This is a genomic window from Methylobacterium sp. CM6247, from assembly GCF_054817925.1.
In genome coordinates this window covers 2,752,303-2,766,642 of the sequence record NZ_JBTXKX010000003.1, presented here as the reverse complement: position 1 = coordinate 2,766,642, position 14,340 = coordinate 2,752,303, and the positions used below count along the sequence as shown (strand labels likewise).

At 66.3% G+C, this 14,340-nt stretch carries 15 protein-coding genes; 10 read left to right on the top strand and 5 right to left on the bottom strand.

Annotated features, from left to right (window positions below; all coding sequences use genetic code 11):
* The first annotated feature begins 18 nt into the window (after positions 1-18).
* On the top strand, positions 19-768 hold the full coding sequence (locus tag ACYQOP_RS13970; RefSeq protein ID WP_461222739.1) for a YidB family protein: 750 nt from the start codon (positions 19-21) through the stop codon (positions 766-768).
* A gap of 7 nt (positions 769-775) precedes the next feature.
* Here the strand turns inward: ACYQOP_RS13970 and mutM are convergent, their stop codons facing one another.
* Positions 776-1,696, bottom strand: a complete 921-nt coding sequence (gene mutM / locus ACYQOP_RS13965) for a bifunctional DNA-formamidopyrimidine glycosylase/DNA-(apurinic or apyrimidinic site) lyase (RefSeq protein WP_461222738.1) — start codon at positions 1,694-1,696, stop codon at positions 776-778.
* Between the two features lie 145 nt (positions 1,697-1,841).
* Here mutM and ubiE point away from each other — a divergent pair, with 145 nt between their 5' ends.
* The 4 genes from ubiE (at position 1,842) to ACYQOP_RS13945 (ending at position 6,111) form a co-directional block, all read left to right on the top strand.
* A complete protein-coding gene (ubiE, locus tag ACYQOP_RS13960; protein WP_461222737.1) occupies positions 1,842-2,615 on the top strand; it encodes a bifunctional demethylmenaquinone methyltransferase/2-methoxy-6-polyprenyl-1,4-benzoquinol methylase UbiE in 774 nt (257 codons plus the stop codon).
* 112 nt (positions 2,616-2,727) lie between these two features.
* Positions 2,728-4,284 carry a 2-polyprenylphenol 6-hydroxylase gene (gene ubiB / locus ACYQOP_RS13955; protein WP_461222736.1) on the top strand — a complete coding sequence of 519 codons (1,557 nt, stop codon included), beginning with the start codon at positions 2,728-2,730 and terminating at the stop codon, positions 4,282-4,284.
* 100 nt (positions 4,285-4,384) lie between these two features.
* Positions 4,385-5,656 (top strand): phosphopantothenoylcysteine decarboxylase domain-containing protein, encoded by a 1,272-nt coding sequence (locus ACYQOP_RS13950; RefSeq protein ID WP_461222735.1) that lies wholly within the window; start codon positions 4,385-4,387, stop codon positions 5,654-5,656.
* Between the two features lie 245 nt (positions 5,657-5,901).
* On the top strand, positions 5,902-6,111 hold the full coding sequence (locus ACYQOP_RS13945) for a hypothetical protein (protein ID WP_056258007.1): 210 nt from the start codon (positions 5,902-5,904) through the stop codon (positions 6,109-6,111).
* 22 nt (positions 6,112-6,133) lie between these two features.
* On the opposite strand, the gene ACYQOP_RS13940 is transcribed toward ACYQOP_RS13945, so the two are convergent.
* On the bottom strand, positions 6,134-6,541 hold the full coding sequence (locus ACYQOP_RS13940) for a VOC family protein (RefSeq protein ID WP_207412638.1): 408 nt from the start codon (positions 6,539-6,541) through the stop codon (positions 6,134-6,136).
* A 53-nt stretch (positions 6,542-6,594) separates the two neighbouring features.
* On the bottom strand, positions 6,595-7,227 hold the full coding sequence (locus tag ACYQOP_RS13935) for a glutathione S-transferase family protein (RefSeq protein WP_461222734.1): 633 nt from the start codon (positions 7,225-7,227) through the stop codon (positions 6,595-6,597).
* 459 nt (positions 7,228-7,686) lie between these two features.
* On the opposite strand from ACYQOP_RS13935, the gene rpsT reads away from it, so the two are divergent.
* The 4 genes from rpsT (at position 7,687) to recF (ending at position 12,643) form a co-directional block, all read left to right on the top strand.
* Positions 7,687-7,953: a 30S ribosomal protein S20 gene (gene rpsT / locus ACYQOP_RS13930; RefSeq protein ID WP_018042629.1), complete on the top strand. Its 267-nt coding sequence runs from the start codon at positions 7,687-7,689 to the stop codon at positions 7,951-7,953.
* Positions 7,954-8,518: 565 nt separating this feature from the next.
* Positions 8,519-10,030, top strand: a complete 1,512-nt coding sequence (gene dnaA / locus ACYQOP_RS13925; protein WP_461225320.1) for a chromosomal replication initiator protein DnaA — start codon at positions 8,519-8,521, stop codon at positions 10,028-10,030.
* 286 nt (positions 10,031-10,316) lie between these two features.
* The gene (dnaN, locus tag ACYQOP_RS13920) at positions 10,317-11,438 is read left to right on the top strand and encodes a DNA polymerase III subunit beta (RefSeq protein WP_056424765.1); all 1,122 of its coding nucleotides are present in this window, start codon (positions 10,317-10,319) and stop codon (positions 11,436-11,438) included.
* A gap of 41 nt (positions 11,439-11,479) precedes the next feature.
* Positions 11,480-12,643: a DNA replication/repair protein RecF gene (recF, locus tag ACYQOP_RS13915; RefSeq protein ID WP_461222733.1), complete on the top strand. Its 1,164-nt coding sequence runs from the start codon at positions 11,480-11,482 to the stop codon at positions 12,641-12,643.
* A gap of 1 nt (position 12,644) precedes the next feature.
* Here the strand turns inward: recF and ACYQOP_RS13910 are convergent, their stop codons facing one another.
* Together ACYQOP_RS13910 and ACYQOP_RS13905 are read right to left on the bottom strand one after the other, a co-directional pair.
* Positions 12,645-13,271, bottom strand: a complete 627-nt coding sequence (locus ACYQOP_RS13910) for a disulfide bond formation protein B (RefSeq protein ID WP_056424762.1) — start codon at positions 13,269-13,271, stop codon at positions 12,645-12,647.
* 10 nt (positions 13,272-13,281) lie between these two features.
* Positions 13,282-13,437 (bottom strand): DUF5993 family protein, encoded by a 156-nt coding sequence (locus tag ACYQOP_RS13905; protein WP_018042624.1) that lies wholly within the window; start codon positions 13,435-13,437, stop codon positions 13,282-13,284.
* 117 nt (positions 13,438-13,554) lie between these two features.
* Here ACYQOP_RS13905 and ACYQOP_RS13900 point away from each other — a divergent pair, with 117 nt between their 5' ends.
* Positions 13,555-14,193 (top strand): LysE family translocator, encoded by a 639-nt coding sequence (locus tag ACYQOP_RS13900; protein WP_461222732.1) that lies wholly within the window; start codon positions 13,555-13,557, stop codon positions 14,191-14,193.
* Positions 14,194-14,340 lie beyond the last annotated feature (147 nt).

The following is a 14,340-nucleotide window of genomic DNA, read 5'->3' as shown; positions in this document are numbered from 1 at the left end:
TGCTCAGGAGGAACGACCATGGGATTACTCGATCAGGTCATCAGCGGTGTGCTCGGCAACGTCCTCGGCGGTGGCCGGGGCAGCGATCACCAGCAAGGCGGCGGTTCCGGTGGCGGAGCGCTCGGTGGCTCCCTGTCGCCCATCGTGCAGGCTTTGCTGATGCTGCTCCTGCAGAAGGGCGGCGGCGGGTTGAGCGACATCCTCGGCGGCGGTCGGGGAGGCCAGCCGGAAATGGAGCAGGGCCGGCGCGGGCCGCCCGAGCCCTATGACGACGGTGACCAGGGCGGCTTCAACCAGGACCCGTACAATGAGGGCCGAGACCGTGGCGGCTATGGTGGCGGATCACGCGGATCGTCGCCGGAAGGCGATTTCAGCGACCTGTCGGGGATGCTCGACGGACCCGGCGGCGGCCAGGGCTATCAGGGCTCTCGCGATCAGGGCCATTCCTCCGGCGCGGGGCCTTACAGCCGCCTCGACCAGGAGCAGGGCGACGATCTCGGTGGGTTCGACGGGTTGATCGACCGGCTCCAGCGGGGCGGTCTCGGCGACGCCATCGGTTCCTGGATCGGGCATGGACAGAACCAGCCCGTCGAGCCGAACCGGCTCGCGGACGCCCTCGGTTCGGACACGGTGAACACGCTGCAGAGCCGCACCGGCCTCTCCCGCGACGAGCTGCTGTCACAGCTTGCCCAGGCGCTACCGGGCGTCATCGACGGACTGACCCCGCAGGGGCGTAAGCCGGATCCGGAGGAGCGTCGCGGCTGGTAATACCGAGTCAGGCCCGGCGAACAGCGGGTTTGCCGGGCTTCGCAGGCTGGCAGGTGGCACAGTAGAAGGTCGAGCGTCCCGATTGCACGATCCGCGCTATGGTGCCGCCGCAGCCTTTCGCCGTGCAGGGTTCGCCGGTGCGGTCGTAGACCCGGAACGCATGCTGGAACGAGCCCGACCCGCCATCGGTATGGGCGTAGTCGCGCAGGGTGGACCCGCCGGCGGCGACGGCCTCGGTGAGCACGTCGCGGATCATCCGTGCGAGCAACCGTGCTTTCGTCGTCGGGCGCCCATCGTCTTTCGCCAGGATTCCCGCCGGCAATTCGGGATGCAGCCCGGCGCGGTGAAGCGCTTCGCAGACATAGATGTTGCCGAGACCGGCAATCAGCCGCTGATCGAGGAGAGCGGCCTTCAGCGGCGTGATCTTGTTGCGGAAGAGGAGCGCCAGGCTCTCCGAGCTCATGGCCTCGCTCAGTGGCTCGATCCCCATCGCGGCGAAATGCTTACAGCCGGCGAGGTCCAGGGTCGGTACGAGATCCATGAAGCCGAAACGGCGCGCGTCGTTGTAAGTGACGGTGGCGCCGTTCGACATCGCCATCACCACATGGTCGTGCTTGGCGTTGCCGAGCGCCCCTTCGAGATAGAAATCTCCCGGCGAGACGTTTCTCCCGTCCGGCAAGGCCACGTCGAAGCGCCCGCTCATGCCGAGATGCAGGATCAGCGTTTCCCCGGTATCGAGACCGGCGGTAAGGTATTTCGCCCGTCGCGCCAGATCGGTCACCGTGGCGCCCTCGAGCCGCTGGGCGAAGCGCTCGGGGAAGGGAAACCGCAGGTTCGGTCGGCGCAGGGTCACGCGGGAGAAGCGTGCACCCACCATGGCGGGGGAGAGCCCGCGACGGACGGTTTCGACTTCGGGCAGTTCTGGCATGGAGGGGGGCGAGGCTCTGGATCGGGGGACGGCGCCGACATGGCGAGGGCCGGCATTTGCCACCGATCGTCATGCACCTGTCTAACCCGGCACATGGCGATCCTTGCCGGCTTTCGCTATGACGCTCGCGCAAGAGGATGGTGACATGAGTTCGGCCGAGCGTTCGAAGGACGAGACCAGCACGCATTTCGGGTTCGAGCAGGTTGCGCTCGACGAGAAGCAGGGGCGTGTCGACGACGTGTTCCGCTCCGTGGCGAAACGCTACGACCTGATGAACGACCTGATGTCGGGCGGGCTCCACCGCGCCTGGAAGTCGCATCTCATCTCGATGCTGCGGCCACCACGCAACCGGCCTTTCCACCATCTCGATGTGGCCGGCGGCACCGCCGACATCGCCTTCCGCTGCCTGGAGGCGGGGGGCCCCGAGACCCATGTCACAGTGCTCGACATCAACGAGGCGATGCTGCGGGTCGGCGCCGAGCGCGCCGGCCACCGCTATGACGGGCGGATCGATTTCGTCACCGCGAATGCCGAGTCGCTTCCCCTGCCGAACGAGGCGTTCGACGCCTACACCATCGCGTTCGGCATTCGGAACGTGCCCCGGATCGACCTTGCCCTGGCCGAGGCGCGCCGCGTCCTGAAGCCCGGCGGGCGCTTCTTGTGCCTCGAATTCTCCAAGGTCGATCTACCGGTCCTCGACCGGATCTACGACGCCTATTCGTTCCACGTGATTCCGCGCCTGGGCGCGAGCGTGGCCGGCGACGCGGATTCCTACCGGTACCTCGTGGAATCCATCCGCAAATTCCCGACCCCCGGTCGATTTGCCGGCATGATCGAGGAAGCCGGGTTCAAGCACGTCACCCACCGGCCCCTGTCCGGCGGGATCGTGGCGATCCATTCCGGCTGGAAGATCTCGTGACGTCAGAGCGATTGTCTCAGATCGGCGCAACCTCGATACACCACCTCAGGATGAGGGTCATGGGTGGGATGAAGCGCCGATCCGAGCCGACCATCCGCCCTGAAAGCATCCCATGCTAGGCGCCATCGTCTATCTCATCCGTGGTGCCGGGGTCGGCTTCGTTCTGGCGCGCGAAGGCGGGCTGTCGTTCATCGACCCCACCGAGCTGCCGCCGCATCTTCGCTTCGCCCTAAAGCTCGGGCGGATGCTGGAACGGCCGGGCCTCGGCGCAGGGGCGGGGCCGCTGCAGCGCGCTCTGACACGGCTCGGCCCCTCCTACGTCAAGTTCGGCCAGTTCCTGGCGACGCGGCCCGACATCGTCGGCATGAACGCCGCCCTCGATCTCGAGAAGCTGCAGGACCGGGTTCCGCCTTTCCCACAGGAGCAGGCGATCCGCGTGGTCGAGGCCGCCTTCGGCAAGCCGGTCCGCGAACTGTTCCTGTCCTTCAGCGAGCCCGTGGCCGCCGCGTCCATCGCCCAGGTCCACAAGGCCCACATTCTCGACGCGAACGGCGTCGAGCGGGTGCTGGCTGTGAAGATCATGCGGCCGGGCGTGCGGGAGCGGTTCCAGCGCGATCTCCAGGTGATGCGGTTCATGGCCCGCGTGGTCCATGCCCTGTCGCCGAAGGCCGAGCGCCTGCGTCCGCGCGACGTGGTCGAGATCCTGGCCCGCTCGGTGATGATGGAGATGGATTTCCGGCTCGAAGCCGCAGCCATGTCCGAGCTGGCGCAGAACACCAAGGACGATGCCGATTTCCGCGTGCCGAAGCCCGAATGGGAGCTGACCGCGCGGGACGTGCTGTCGAGCGAGTGGATCGAGGGCATCCGGCTCAATGATCGCGCCGCCATCGTCGCCGCCGGCCGCGACCCCAAGGCGCTCGGCCTCGCGGTCATCCAGTCGTTCCTGCGGCAGGCGATCCGCGACGGTTTCTTCCACGCCGACATGCATCCCGGAAATCTGTTCGTCGATGCGAGCGGCACGCTCGTGGCGGTCGATTTCGGCATCATGGGCCGGCTCGGGATCATGGAGCGGCGCTTCCTCGCCGAGATCCTGCTCGGCTTCATCCTGCGCGACTACAAGCGCGTGGCGCAGGTGCATTTCGAGGCGGGCTACGTGCCGGCCCACCATTCCGTGGAGGATTTCGCCCAGGCCATCCGCGCCATCGGCGAGCCGATCCACCAGCGACGGGCCGACGAGATCTCGATGGCCAAGGTGCTGACCCTTCTCTTCGACATCACTGCCCTGTTCGACATGAGCACGCGCACCGAACTGGTGATGCTGCAGAAGACCATGGTGGTGGTGGAGGGCGTCGCCCGCTCCCTCGACCCGCAGCTCGACATGTGGACCGGGGCGGAGCCGGTGGTCCGCTCGTGGATCGCGCGTAATCTCGGACCTCTCGGGCGAATCGAGGGTGCGGGACGTGCGGTCCTGACATTGTCCGACGTCGTCACCGACCTGCCCGATCTCGCCCAGCGCCTGCGCCGGATTCTCGTGCGTCTCGACGAGAGCGGAACCGGCGACCGCAAGGCTCTGGAGAGCATCGCCCGCCAGGAGCGTCGCCGGGCGCTGTGGTCCACGGCGGCGCTCTGGGCCATCGCGGTAGGCGCGCTGGTGATGGCGTTCCGGTAAGGGCCGGGTGAACGGGATGGCGCGGACACCGCTGTTCGTGGCCGCCATGCCAAATCCGTTCGCTGTGGACGATCACGAAGAGCGGGAGTAGCCCTTCATCATGACCCTCCCCCTCCAGAACCGACGCATCCTGCTCGTCATCGGCGGCGGTATCGCCGCCTACAAGTCGCTGGACCTGATCCGCCGCCTCCGCGAGCGCGGGGCGCGGGTGCGTCCGCTGCTCACGTCGGGGGCACAGGAATTCGTGACCCCCCTCGCCGCTGCCGCCCTCGCCGGGGAGCGTGCCCATACCGACCTGTTCGACCGGGCGGAGGAGGCCGATATCGGCCATATCAAGCTGGCACGCGATGCGGATGCCATTGTGGTCGCGCCCGCCACCGCTAACCTGATGGCACGGATGGCGAGCGGCGACGCCTCGGATCTCGCCTCCACGGTTCTCCTGGCGACGACCCTCCCGATCCTGATCGCTCCGGCGATGAATGTCCGCATGTGGCAGCATCCGGCGACGCGTCGGAATCTCGCGACCCTGAAGGGCGACGGTGTCCGGGTGGTCGGACCCAATGACGGCGCCATGGCGGAAGCTGAGTTCGGTCCGGGCCGCCTCGCGGAACCCTTGGAGATCGCCGACGCGGTCGAGGCCATGCTCGGTGAAATCTCGAGGGCATCCTCGGCGGCGACCGGGGGATTTGGATTTCTGGCCGGTCGTTCGCCGCAGAAGCCTCTCGCGGGCCGGCGCGTGCTCGTGACGTCCGGCCCGACGCATGAACCGATCGACCCGGTGCGCTACCTCGCCAACCGCTCGTCGGGGCGACAGGGCCACGCCATCGCCGCCGCTGCCGCAGAAGCGGGCGCGGAGGTCACGCTGATCTCCGGTCCCGTTTCCATCGCCGATCCGAAGGGCGTCACGATGGTGCGTGTGGAGACCGCGCGGGAGATGCTGGCGGCGGTAGAGGCCGCCCTACCCGCCGACCTCGCCATCTTCGCCGCTGCAGTGGGGGACTGGCGCCCGGCGCAGGATCACGCGTCCAAGATCAAGAAGGACGGGGCGGCCGTACCGCCCCTCTCGCTTGTGGAGAATCCGGACATTCTCGCCACCATCGCCCAGCGCAGTGAAGGACGCCCGAGGCTGGTGGTCGGCTTTGCCGCCGAAACAGATTCGGTGATCGCTCATGCCCGGGCGAAGATCGCCCGCAAGGGCTGCGACCTGCTCGTCGCCAACGATGTCTCCGCCGAGGGCGGTGTCATGGGCGGCACCGCCAACACCATCCATCTGCTCGACCGGGAGGGTGGTCTGGAGACATGGCCGACCCTCGACAAGGACGAGGTCGGGCGACGGCTGGTGGAGCGCTTCGCCGCGCGGCTCGCATCGTGATGCGGATCAATCCCGCGGATGCCACGTTAAGGCTTGACGAACCCTTCGCACCGCATCATGTGGGCGCAACCGCCGTTGCCCGGCATATGCTCGGCTCGGTGGATCACAGGAACTTTCGAACCCAATGCCCAGCGACAGTAGTCGATGGACCGCGCCGACTTCGGCCGACAGCGTGTTGAGCGCCTGATCGCTTGATCGGGTTCACCCGCGATCGGCCCTGACGGCCGGTCGAACGAGGTGAGCCCATGACCTTCCAGACCCTTGCTTTCCGCCGTGCCCGCTCGCGCGCCGCTTCGCCCTCCCGCGACAACAGCGTGGCGTTGATCCTTCTCGTGATGATGACCCTGGTCTTCGCACCCGTCATCGGCATGCATCTGGTGGCGGCCTTCGCCCCCTCCTCGCTTCCTTCGACGATGATGACGCGCTCGACCGGCACGGCGATACCGCCGGGCTGAGCCCGGCGGCCGGATGCACGTCTCAGGATTGCGGCGGAATGGCTGCCGGATCCATATGCATCAGCTCCCAGACGTGGCCATCCGGATCTTGGAACGAGCAGCCATACATGAAGCCGTAATCCATGTTCGGCTTCCAAGGCTTGGCCCCGGCCGCCAGCGCCTTGGCCAGGGTATCGTCGACCTCCTGACGTGATTCGCAGGAGAGACAAGTCAGCACTTCGGTGGCCTTCGATGCATCGCAGATGTCGCCGGTGATGAAGTCACGGAAGCGCGCTTCCGTCAGCAGCATCACGAAAATGCTGTCCGACACCACCATGCAGGCCGCATTCTCATCGGTGAACGCCGGATTGAACGTGAAGCCCAGGGCGCCGAAGAAGGTCTTCGAGGCTTCGAGATCTTTCACCGGCAGATTGACGAAGATCATCCGCATGTCTGTGGCTCCTTTTCATGATTCCGATGGGCATGGTGGGTCGCGAACAGTGATCAGTCCGCTTCCTGCTGCTTGGCCGCGAGGGCGGATTCGTCGGCCGTGATCTTGCGGAAGGAGGGGCGATCCTTGATCCGGGCCACGTAGGCGACGATCACGGGTTCTTCCGGGACGAGTTTGAAAGCGGTCATCCAGCCGAGTGCGGCACCCCAAAGGATGTCGGCGGCGCTGAATCGCTCGCCCAGAAGATACGGCCCCTTCGACAGGCCCGCGACGATGCTGTCGAGAACCGCGTCGAAGCTGCCATAGGGCGACATCGCCATCGGGCCCGGTTCTCTTTCGAGCGCGCGGTCGATCACCGCCGGCTCGAAGCACGACCCGTAAAGGATCATCCAACGAAGATAGGGACCGCGCAGCGGGTCCCCGACCGGCGGCGCGAGGCCTTTCTCGGCGAATTCGTCGGCGAGATAGAGATAGATCGCGGCCTGCTCGGTGATGACCGCATCCCCGTGCCGGATGGCGGGGACCTTGCCCAGGGGATTGATCGCCAGATAGGCGGGCTCGCGATGCTCCCCTGCCCTCATGTTGAGGACGTGCAGGCGATAGGGCACCTGGAGCTCGTCCAGCAGGATTCGGACGCCGGACGAGCGCGTGTTGGGTGAATGATAGAGCGTGATGTCGGAGGTCATCTATTCCGTTTCGCGTGCGAATCGTGGAAGGCCACTTTCTCCGAAGCCCGGTCCCGGTCAAACGTCGTCTCATCGTCGAGCGAAAAAAGACAGTCGCCGGATGATCGTGTCGGGAACGAGAGGGCTGTGTCGGGGTGCCCCGTTCAACTGTCGAGGCTGCGGATAACCTGTTCGTAGTCCGATACATTACTTGCTGTCAGCCGATTGTTTTGTTCGGTCGGCGTCATTCAGTGCGGAATGTCGATGGCCCGACCGAGGGTTCGGCAGCATCGGCGGTACGGACATTCGCGCCTGTCGCGTTGACGGAATGCCGGGGCGTGTCTATAGAGCGCGCTTCGCCGACAGGCCGCACTCACGCAGCCCGTCGGCTTCGCCATTGCCCGAACAACCTTCGCGCGTAGACCGACACACCAAGCCCGCGGGCTCGTCGGCATCGCCCTACATGAACGAGGATGCCCCATGGCCAACACCGTGTCGGCCAAGAAAATGACCCGCAAGATCGCGAAGCGGACCGCTGTGAACCGCTCGCGCCGCAGCCGTATGCGTACCTTCCTCCGCAAGGTCGAAGAGGCGATTTCCGGCGGCGACCAGTCCGTTGCGCTGACCGCCCTGCGGGCAGCCGAGCCCGAGATCATGCGGGCCGCTCAGCACGGCATCGTTCATAAGAACAACGCCTCCCGGAAGGTTTCGCGCCTCGCGGCGCGGGTCAAGGCTCTCGCAGCCTGATCCCTTCCTTCCTCGGATGACGCGAAAGAAGCCCGGCCTCAGTGCCGGGCTTCTTTCGTTTCAGGCCGTGTTTTCCCGCCTCTGTCCCAATGCTTCCGCCGTGCGAGCCCGCCGGATGTTTCGTCGCGGGTCATTGCCATCCCGGACTGTCCGGTGGGCTGTTGGTCGCTCCAATCCGAGTCGAACCGTTAACCCTACTTGCGAATCTGCCGTGTTGCGGAGTCTAGGAGGGCTGTGTAGATTAATGATGTCTCGCCAAAAGCGGGAAAATTCACACTTAATTCAAACCTATCCGAATCGTCCGCAAGGTTTCGGGCGGCTCAGGACTCGGTGCGGATCAGCGAGACTCTCAGGGCACCTCACACTGCTTTCCCCGCAACCCCCGTTGTTAGGAGAACCGTAGCTTATTGTTGATAGGGTCTTCTCATCGGCAAAAGCCTGCGGTGGAGGTGTTGACTCCGCCGGATCTCTATGGGTTCCGCGAATTCCTTGCGGGGCGTGAAGTCAGTCCAGTGTGCGTACGTTCCGGGCGGCGGCTTCCGCCCTCGGCGCGAGGAGAGCGATGATGCATGTCGACGGTAGCGTGGCGGGTAACGCCGAGACCGGCATGAGTGGCGCAGGGGGATCGGACACGGTTGCTGCCTGGGCGCGCGTGAAGCGGCGCCTGCGGGCGGAACTGGGCGAAGACGTCTTTGCCAGCTGGTTCGCGCGTCTCGAATTGGTGGAGGTGGTCTCCGGGACCGCCCGCCTCAGCGTGCCGACCCGGTTCCTCAAGAGCTGGATCGAATCCCATTATCTCGACCGTGTCCTGGCCACGTTCCGCAGTGAAGTAGAGAGCGTCTCGCTCATTGAGGTGGGCGTTCGCGGGGCCGGTGCTCCCCCACGCGTCGTTTCGGGTGCGGTCAAGTCCTCGGCTCCCGCGAGTCCCCTCGCCCGTCTCCAGGCCGCCAGCAACGTGCAGCCGTCATCCGGCGAGATGAGCTTCCCGGCCGAGGCGGAATCCTCCTCTCAGGCGCGCGGCGAAGCCTCCGGCGACCTCAACGGCGCGCCCCTCGACAATCGCCTCACCTTCGCGAGCTTCGTCGTCGGGCGATCCAATGCCCTGGCACACGCCGCAGCCGAGCGCGTGGCCCGTCATGACGGCCAGGGTGCCCTCTACAATCCGCTCTATTTCCATGCCGGCGTCGGCCTGGGTAAGACCCACCTTCTCCACGGCATCGGCCACGCCGCGCGCGAATCCGGCCGCCGGGTAATCTACCTCACCGCAGACCGCTTCATGTACGGCTTCGTCAACGCGCTGAAGACGCAAAGTGCGCTGGCCTTCAAGGAGAAGCTGCGCGCCATCGATCTCCTGATCCTCGATGACGTCCAGTTCATTCAGGGCAAGTCGATCCAGGCTGAGTTCGGGCACACGATCAACTCGCTCATCGATGCGGGCCGTCAGGTCGTCGTGGCCTCGGATCGTCCTCCCACCGAACTCGAAGCCCTGGAAGAGCGGGTGCGGTCGCGCCTGGCCGGCGGCCTCGTGGTCGAGATCGGCACGCTGGACGAGCAGCTACGCATGTCGATCCTGTCGGCGCGGCTCGCTGCCGTGCGGGTAGCGCATCCGAATTTCGAGGTGTCGCCCACCGTCGCCACCTATGTCGCCCGTGCGATCACCGCCAATGGCCGCGATCTCGAGGGCGCTGTGAACCGGCTTCTCGCCCATGCCACGCTCACCGGTACCGCCGTGACCATGGAGACGGCCGAGACCGCGATCCGCGACCTCGTGAAGAACCGCGAGCCGAAGCGCATCAAGATCGAGGACATCCAGAAACTGGTCGCCTCGCGCTACAACGTCTCGCGTTCGGACATCCTGTCGGAGCGGCGGACCGCCGCCGTGGTCAAGCCGCGCCAGATCGCGATGTACCTCTCCAAGGTGCTGACCCTGCGGTCGCTGCCCGAGATCGGCCGCCGCTTTGGGGGGCGCGACCACACCACCGTGCTCCACGCGGTCCGCAAGATCGATAAGCTGATCGGCGAGGACAATGTGCTGAACGACGAGGTCGAGCTCCTCAAGCGGATGCTGCAGGACTGAAAGCCTGGACGAGGCGAAGCCGCATGAGCAGCTTCGCCTCGAGCTCGAGCGAAAGCTCCGGTTCGCGGTGACCGGCATTGCCGACCGAGGGCGTCGAAGAAAGCCGGGGCAAGCGCTCGGAGCGGTTGCCCTGGAGGACGTCTCTTCCGCATTGCCCTGGATAGAGCGTTTCGCGCTCTTGCGTTCGGACAGGGCCTTCGCCAAGTTCACCGGCCAAGCCGCCGGCTCCATCCGTCATCGTTTTCGGGGTCGGCGACGTTTTTCCGACTGACCACGAGTTGTTGCGATGAAAGTCACTGTCGAGCGCGCGGCCCTCCTTCGATCGCTCGGCCACGTGCATCGTGTGGTTGAGCGGCGCAATACGATTCCGATCCTCTCCAATGTGCTCCTGCGCAGCGGAACCGACGGATTGGAGTTGAAGGCGACCGATCTCGACATCGAGGTGACGGAATCCGTGCCGGCCGACATCGTCGATCCGGGCGCCACCACGGTGCCCGCCCATGTGATCTACGACATCGTACGCAAGCTCCCCGACGGGGCGCAGGTCTCCCTGGAGACCAGCGGCGAGACCGGTCAGATGACGATCCGCTCCGGCCGCTCGCGCTTCTCGCTCGGTGCCCTGCCCGAGGGCGACTTCCCCGATCTCGCCGCCGGCGAACTCGGTACCAGCTTCGCCATCGGCGCGAGCGACCTCAAGCGTCTCATCGAGAAGACCCAGTTCGCCATCTCCACGGAAGAGACGCGGTACTATCTCAACGGGATCTACCTCCACACGATCGATGTCGACGGCGCCCTCAAGATGCGTGCGGTCGCCACCGATGGCCATCGCCTCGCCCGCGTCGAGATCGACGCTCCCGAGGGCAGCCGTGGCATGCCGGGCATCATCGTGCCGCGTAAGGCCGTGGCGGAGATTCAGAAGCTGGTGGAGGATGGCGGCGAGACCGTCGAGATCGACCTGTCACCGGCCAAGATCCGCTTCCGCTTCGCCAGCGGCGTGACGCTGATCTCCAAGCTCATCGACGGCACCTTCCCCGACTACCAGCGGGTGATCCCGTCGGGGAACGACAAGTTTCTCACGGTGCAGCGCGACGAGTTCGCCCGTGCGGTCGACCGTGTCTCGACGATCTCGTCCGAGCGCGGCCGCGCGGTGAAGCTCGCCGTGCAGGAGGGCCGCCTCGCCCTCTCCGTCAACAACCCGGATTCCGGCAGCGCCACGGAAGAGCTCGACGTCGATTACGAGGCCTCCGCCCTCGATATCGGCTTCAACGCTCGCTACCTTCTCGACATCACGAGCCAGCTCGAGGGCGACACGGCTCTGTTCAAGCTCGCCGATCCCGGCTCGCCGACCCTGATCCAGGACCGCGAGGGCGCCTCGGCGCTGTATGTGCTGATGCCGATGCGGGTGTGATCGAGGTCGTTTCGCCGATTACCCCAGAAAGTTCGGGCATCGTGGATCCATCCACCGACGAACCGTCCGTCGTCGGTCTGCGCCTCACCCGTGTCATCTGCCGCGACTTCCGCAACCATGCCGATCTCGACCTCGCGGTCGGGAGCCGCTTCGTCGCGCTCGTCGGAGAGAACGGGGCGGGGAAGACCAACCTCCTCGAATCGATTTCGCTCTTCTCCCCCGGCCGTGGCCTGCGGCGCGCGGACCTGTCGAGCATGGCGCGCAATGCCGGCTCCGGCGGGTTCGCGGTCTCCCTCGCGCTCAAACAGGGTAAGGAGGAACATCGCATCGGTACGGGCTTCGAGCCCGCCGTGGGCGACGGGCGGGCCACGCGTCTGTGCCGGATCGACGGCGAGACGGTAGGTTCCCCCGTTGCCTTCTCCGAGTTTCTGAGGGTGGTCTGGCTGACGCCGGATCTCGACGGGTTGTTTCGCGGCCCCGCCGGCGACCGACGCCGCTTCCTCGACCGCCTGGTCCTTGCCGTCGACGCGACGCACGGCGCCAGGGTGAACGCGCTGGAGCGGGCACTTCGATCCCGCAACCGCCTGCTCGAAGAACGGCCCAGCGACGGGCAATGGCTCGATGCGATCGAGCGCGAAGTCGCCGAACTCGGCGTCGCTGTGGCGTTGGCGCGGCGCGAGACCGCCGAGCGGCTGGATCGTCTCATCGCCGAGACCCGCGACGACGCGCAGCCCTTTCCATGGGCGGGGCTGAGGCTGGAAGGCGACCTCGACGACCTCGTGGCCGTCTGGCCGGCCCTGGAGGCGGAGGACCGGTTCCGCGCCGCCCTGCGTCAGGGCCGCAACCGCGACCGCGCCGCCGGGCGCACCCTGGTCGGCCCGCAGGCCACCGATCTCGTAGTCCGCCACGGACCGAAGGACGTGGCCGCCGCGACCGCTTCGACTGGTGAGCAGAAGGCGCTGCTCATCGGCCTCGTCCTGGCCCATGCGCGCCTGGTTCAGGCCATGTGCGGCATCGCTCCCGTCATCCTGCTCGACGAGGTCGCGGCGCATCTCGATCCGCGGCGGCGGGCGGGCCTGTTCGATGCCTTGGCCGCCCTGCAGGGTCAGGTCTGGATGACCGGCGCCGATCCGGCGTTGTTCGCCGAGCTGGACGGCCGGGCTGACATGGTTTCGGTGTCCGACGGGCGTATCGTGCCTGCCTGAATCACCGCGCGATCAGCCGCTCGAACATCTCGTAATTTACCGGATTGTCGGGACACAGGCCGAACCCGCATTCTGCGAAGGTCGAACCGGCATTGGCCAGCGCCACGACGAGGAACAGCAGGACGACGGATAGGCCGAGCGCCCCGGCCCGGGTGCCGGGAAGAACTGTCGGCGCCGTTCCGGTGGGCTGCCCGAGGACCGAGACCGTCTCCGAGCGCGACACGGCGGCCTCAGGAGTGAACTGCCGATCCCACAGGCACAGGATCGCGACGGCGACGATGATGCCGGTGAAGGCGATGAGCGCCCAGACATAGAAATGGAAGCCGAACAGGTCCGAGCCATAGGTCCCGGTTCCGGGGATGATGTGCAAAGCCGTCTGACGGGCGGAGACCGCGCCTCCCACCACGGCGCTCAGGATGACGATGGCATAATGTGACGGTCTCGGCCGGTCGCAGATGTTGAGGACGAGCCCCAGCCCGACTGCCGTGAAAGCGGCGCGCTGGAGCACGCAGAGCGGGCACGGCAATTCTCCGAGGACGATCTGAAACCAGAACGCCACGAGAAGGATGAGGCTGCAGCCGAGGAGTCCCGCTGCGTTCAGCGCGCGGGCGAGGGACGATGCGGACATTCCGGGGCCTTCAGAAGACGAGCGGCAGGGCGTCGGTGGCGTGCTCGCGGAACAATGCCAGCAGCACGCCCAGGGACAGGCCCCAGAGCAGCAAGGCCAGGCCGCGTCTCCCGGCGATCGCCGCCCCCGTGGCGCCAGCGAAACCGAGGAAGGGAAGGACCATCATGGGATAAACTCGCCGGTCTTTCATCGGCCCGCGATGACGACCCGCTGACCCTTGCCCAATCTGAGCAGACATCTCCTTTCGGGTGACTTAAGATGTGAAGTCTTTGTATGCCCTGTATTGCAACTGTCGACCGGAGCAGGCGTCATTCCCATCGCGCATCTTGTCGTCTTTGCCGCCATCTATGCCGCCGCCGTAGCCTCCCCCGGCCCCGGCATCGCAGCCCTGGTGGCGCGTGTCCTCGCCGAGGGCACCCGCGGCATCGGTGCCTTCGTCGCGGGCTTCATTGTCGGTGACCTGATATGGTTCGCCGTGGCGGCGGGTGGATTCGCCCTGGTGGCGCAGACCTTCGCGCCGCTTCTCGTCGCCCTGAAATATGCCGGCGCGGTCTATCTCGCTGTCCTGGCGTTCAAAGCCTGGACATCCCGGGTCGGCGTGATCGACGCGGTGCCTCTTCGTGACGAGGGTGCATTGCGTCTGTTCGCGGGCGGCCTCGCCATCACCCTGGGCAACCCGAAGGTGATCCTGTTCTTCCTGGCCCTGCTGCCGACCGTGGTCGATCTCGGCCGGATCGATGCTCTGGGGCTGGCGGAGCTTGGTGTCACCATCGTTCTCGTCCTCGGCATCGTCCTCTCCGGTTACGTCCTGGCGGCCGAACGAGCCCGGCGCGTGATGACCTCTGCCAGGGCGCAGCGACTGCTCAACCGTGGAGCCGGAACGGTCATGGCCGGTGCCGCCGTCGCGATCGCATCCCGCTGACACGTTCGCGATCGAGGCGAGGCGGCGATCCCGACGATTGACCTTGGAGCCCGAGGCCGTCAAAGCCACCATCCTGGCAAATGACGGCCGCGACGGCGGCATTGCCGTGCCGAGGATGGCCGGCGCGAAGTCCGCCTGCCGCCCTTC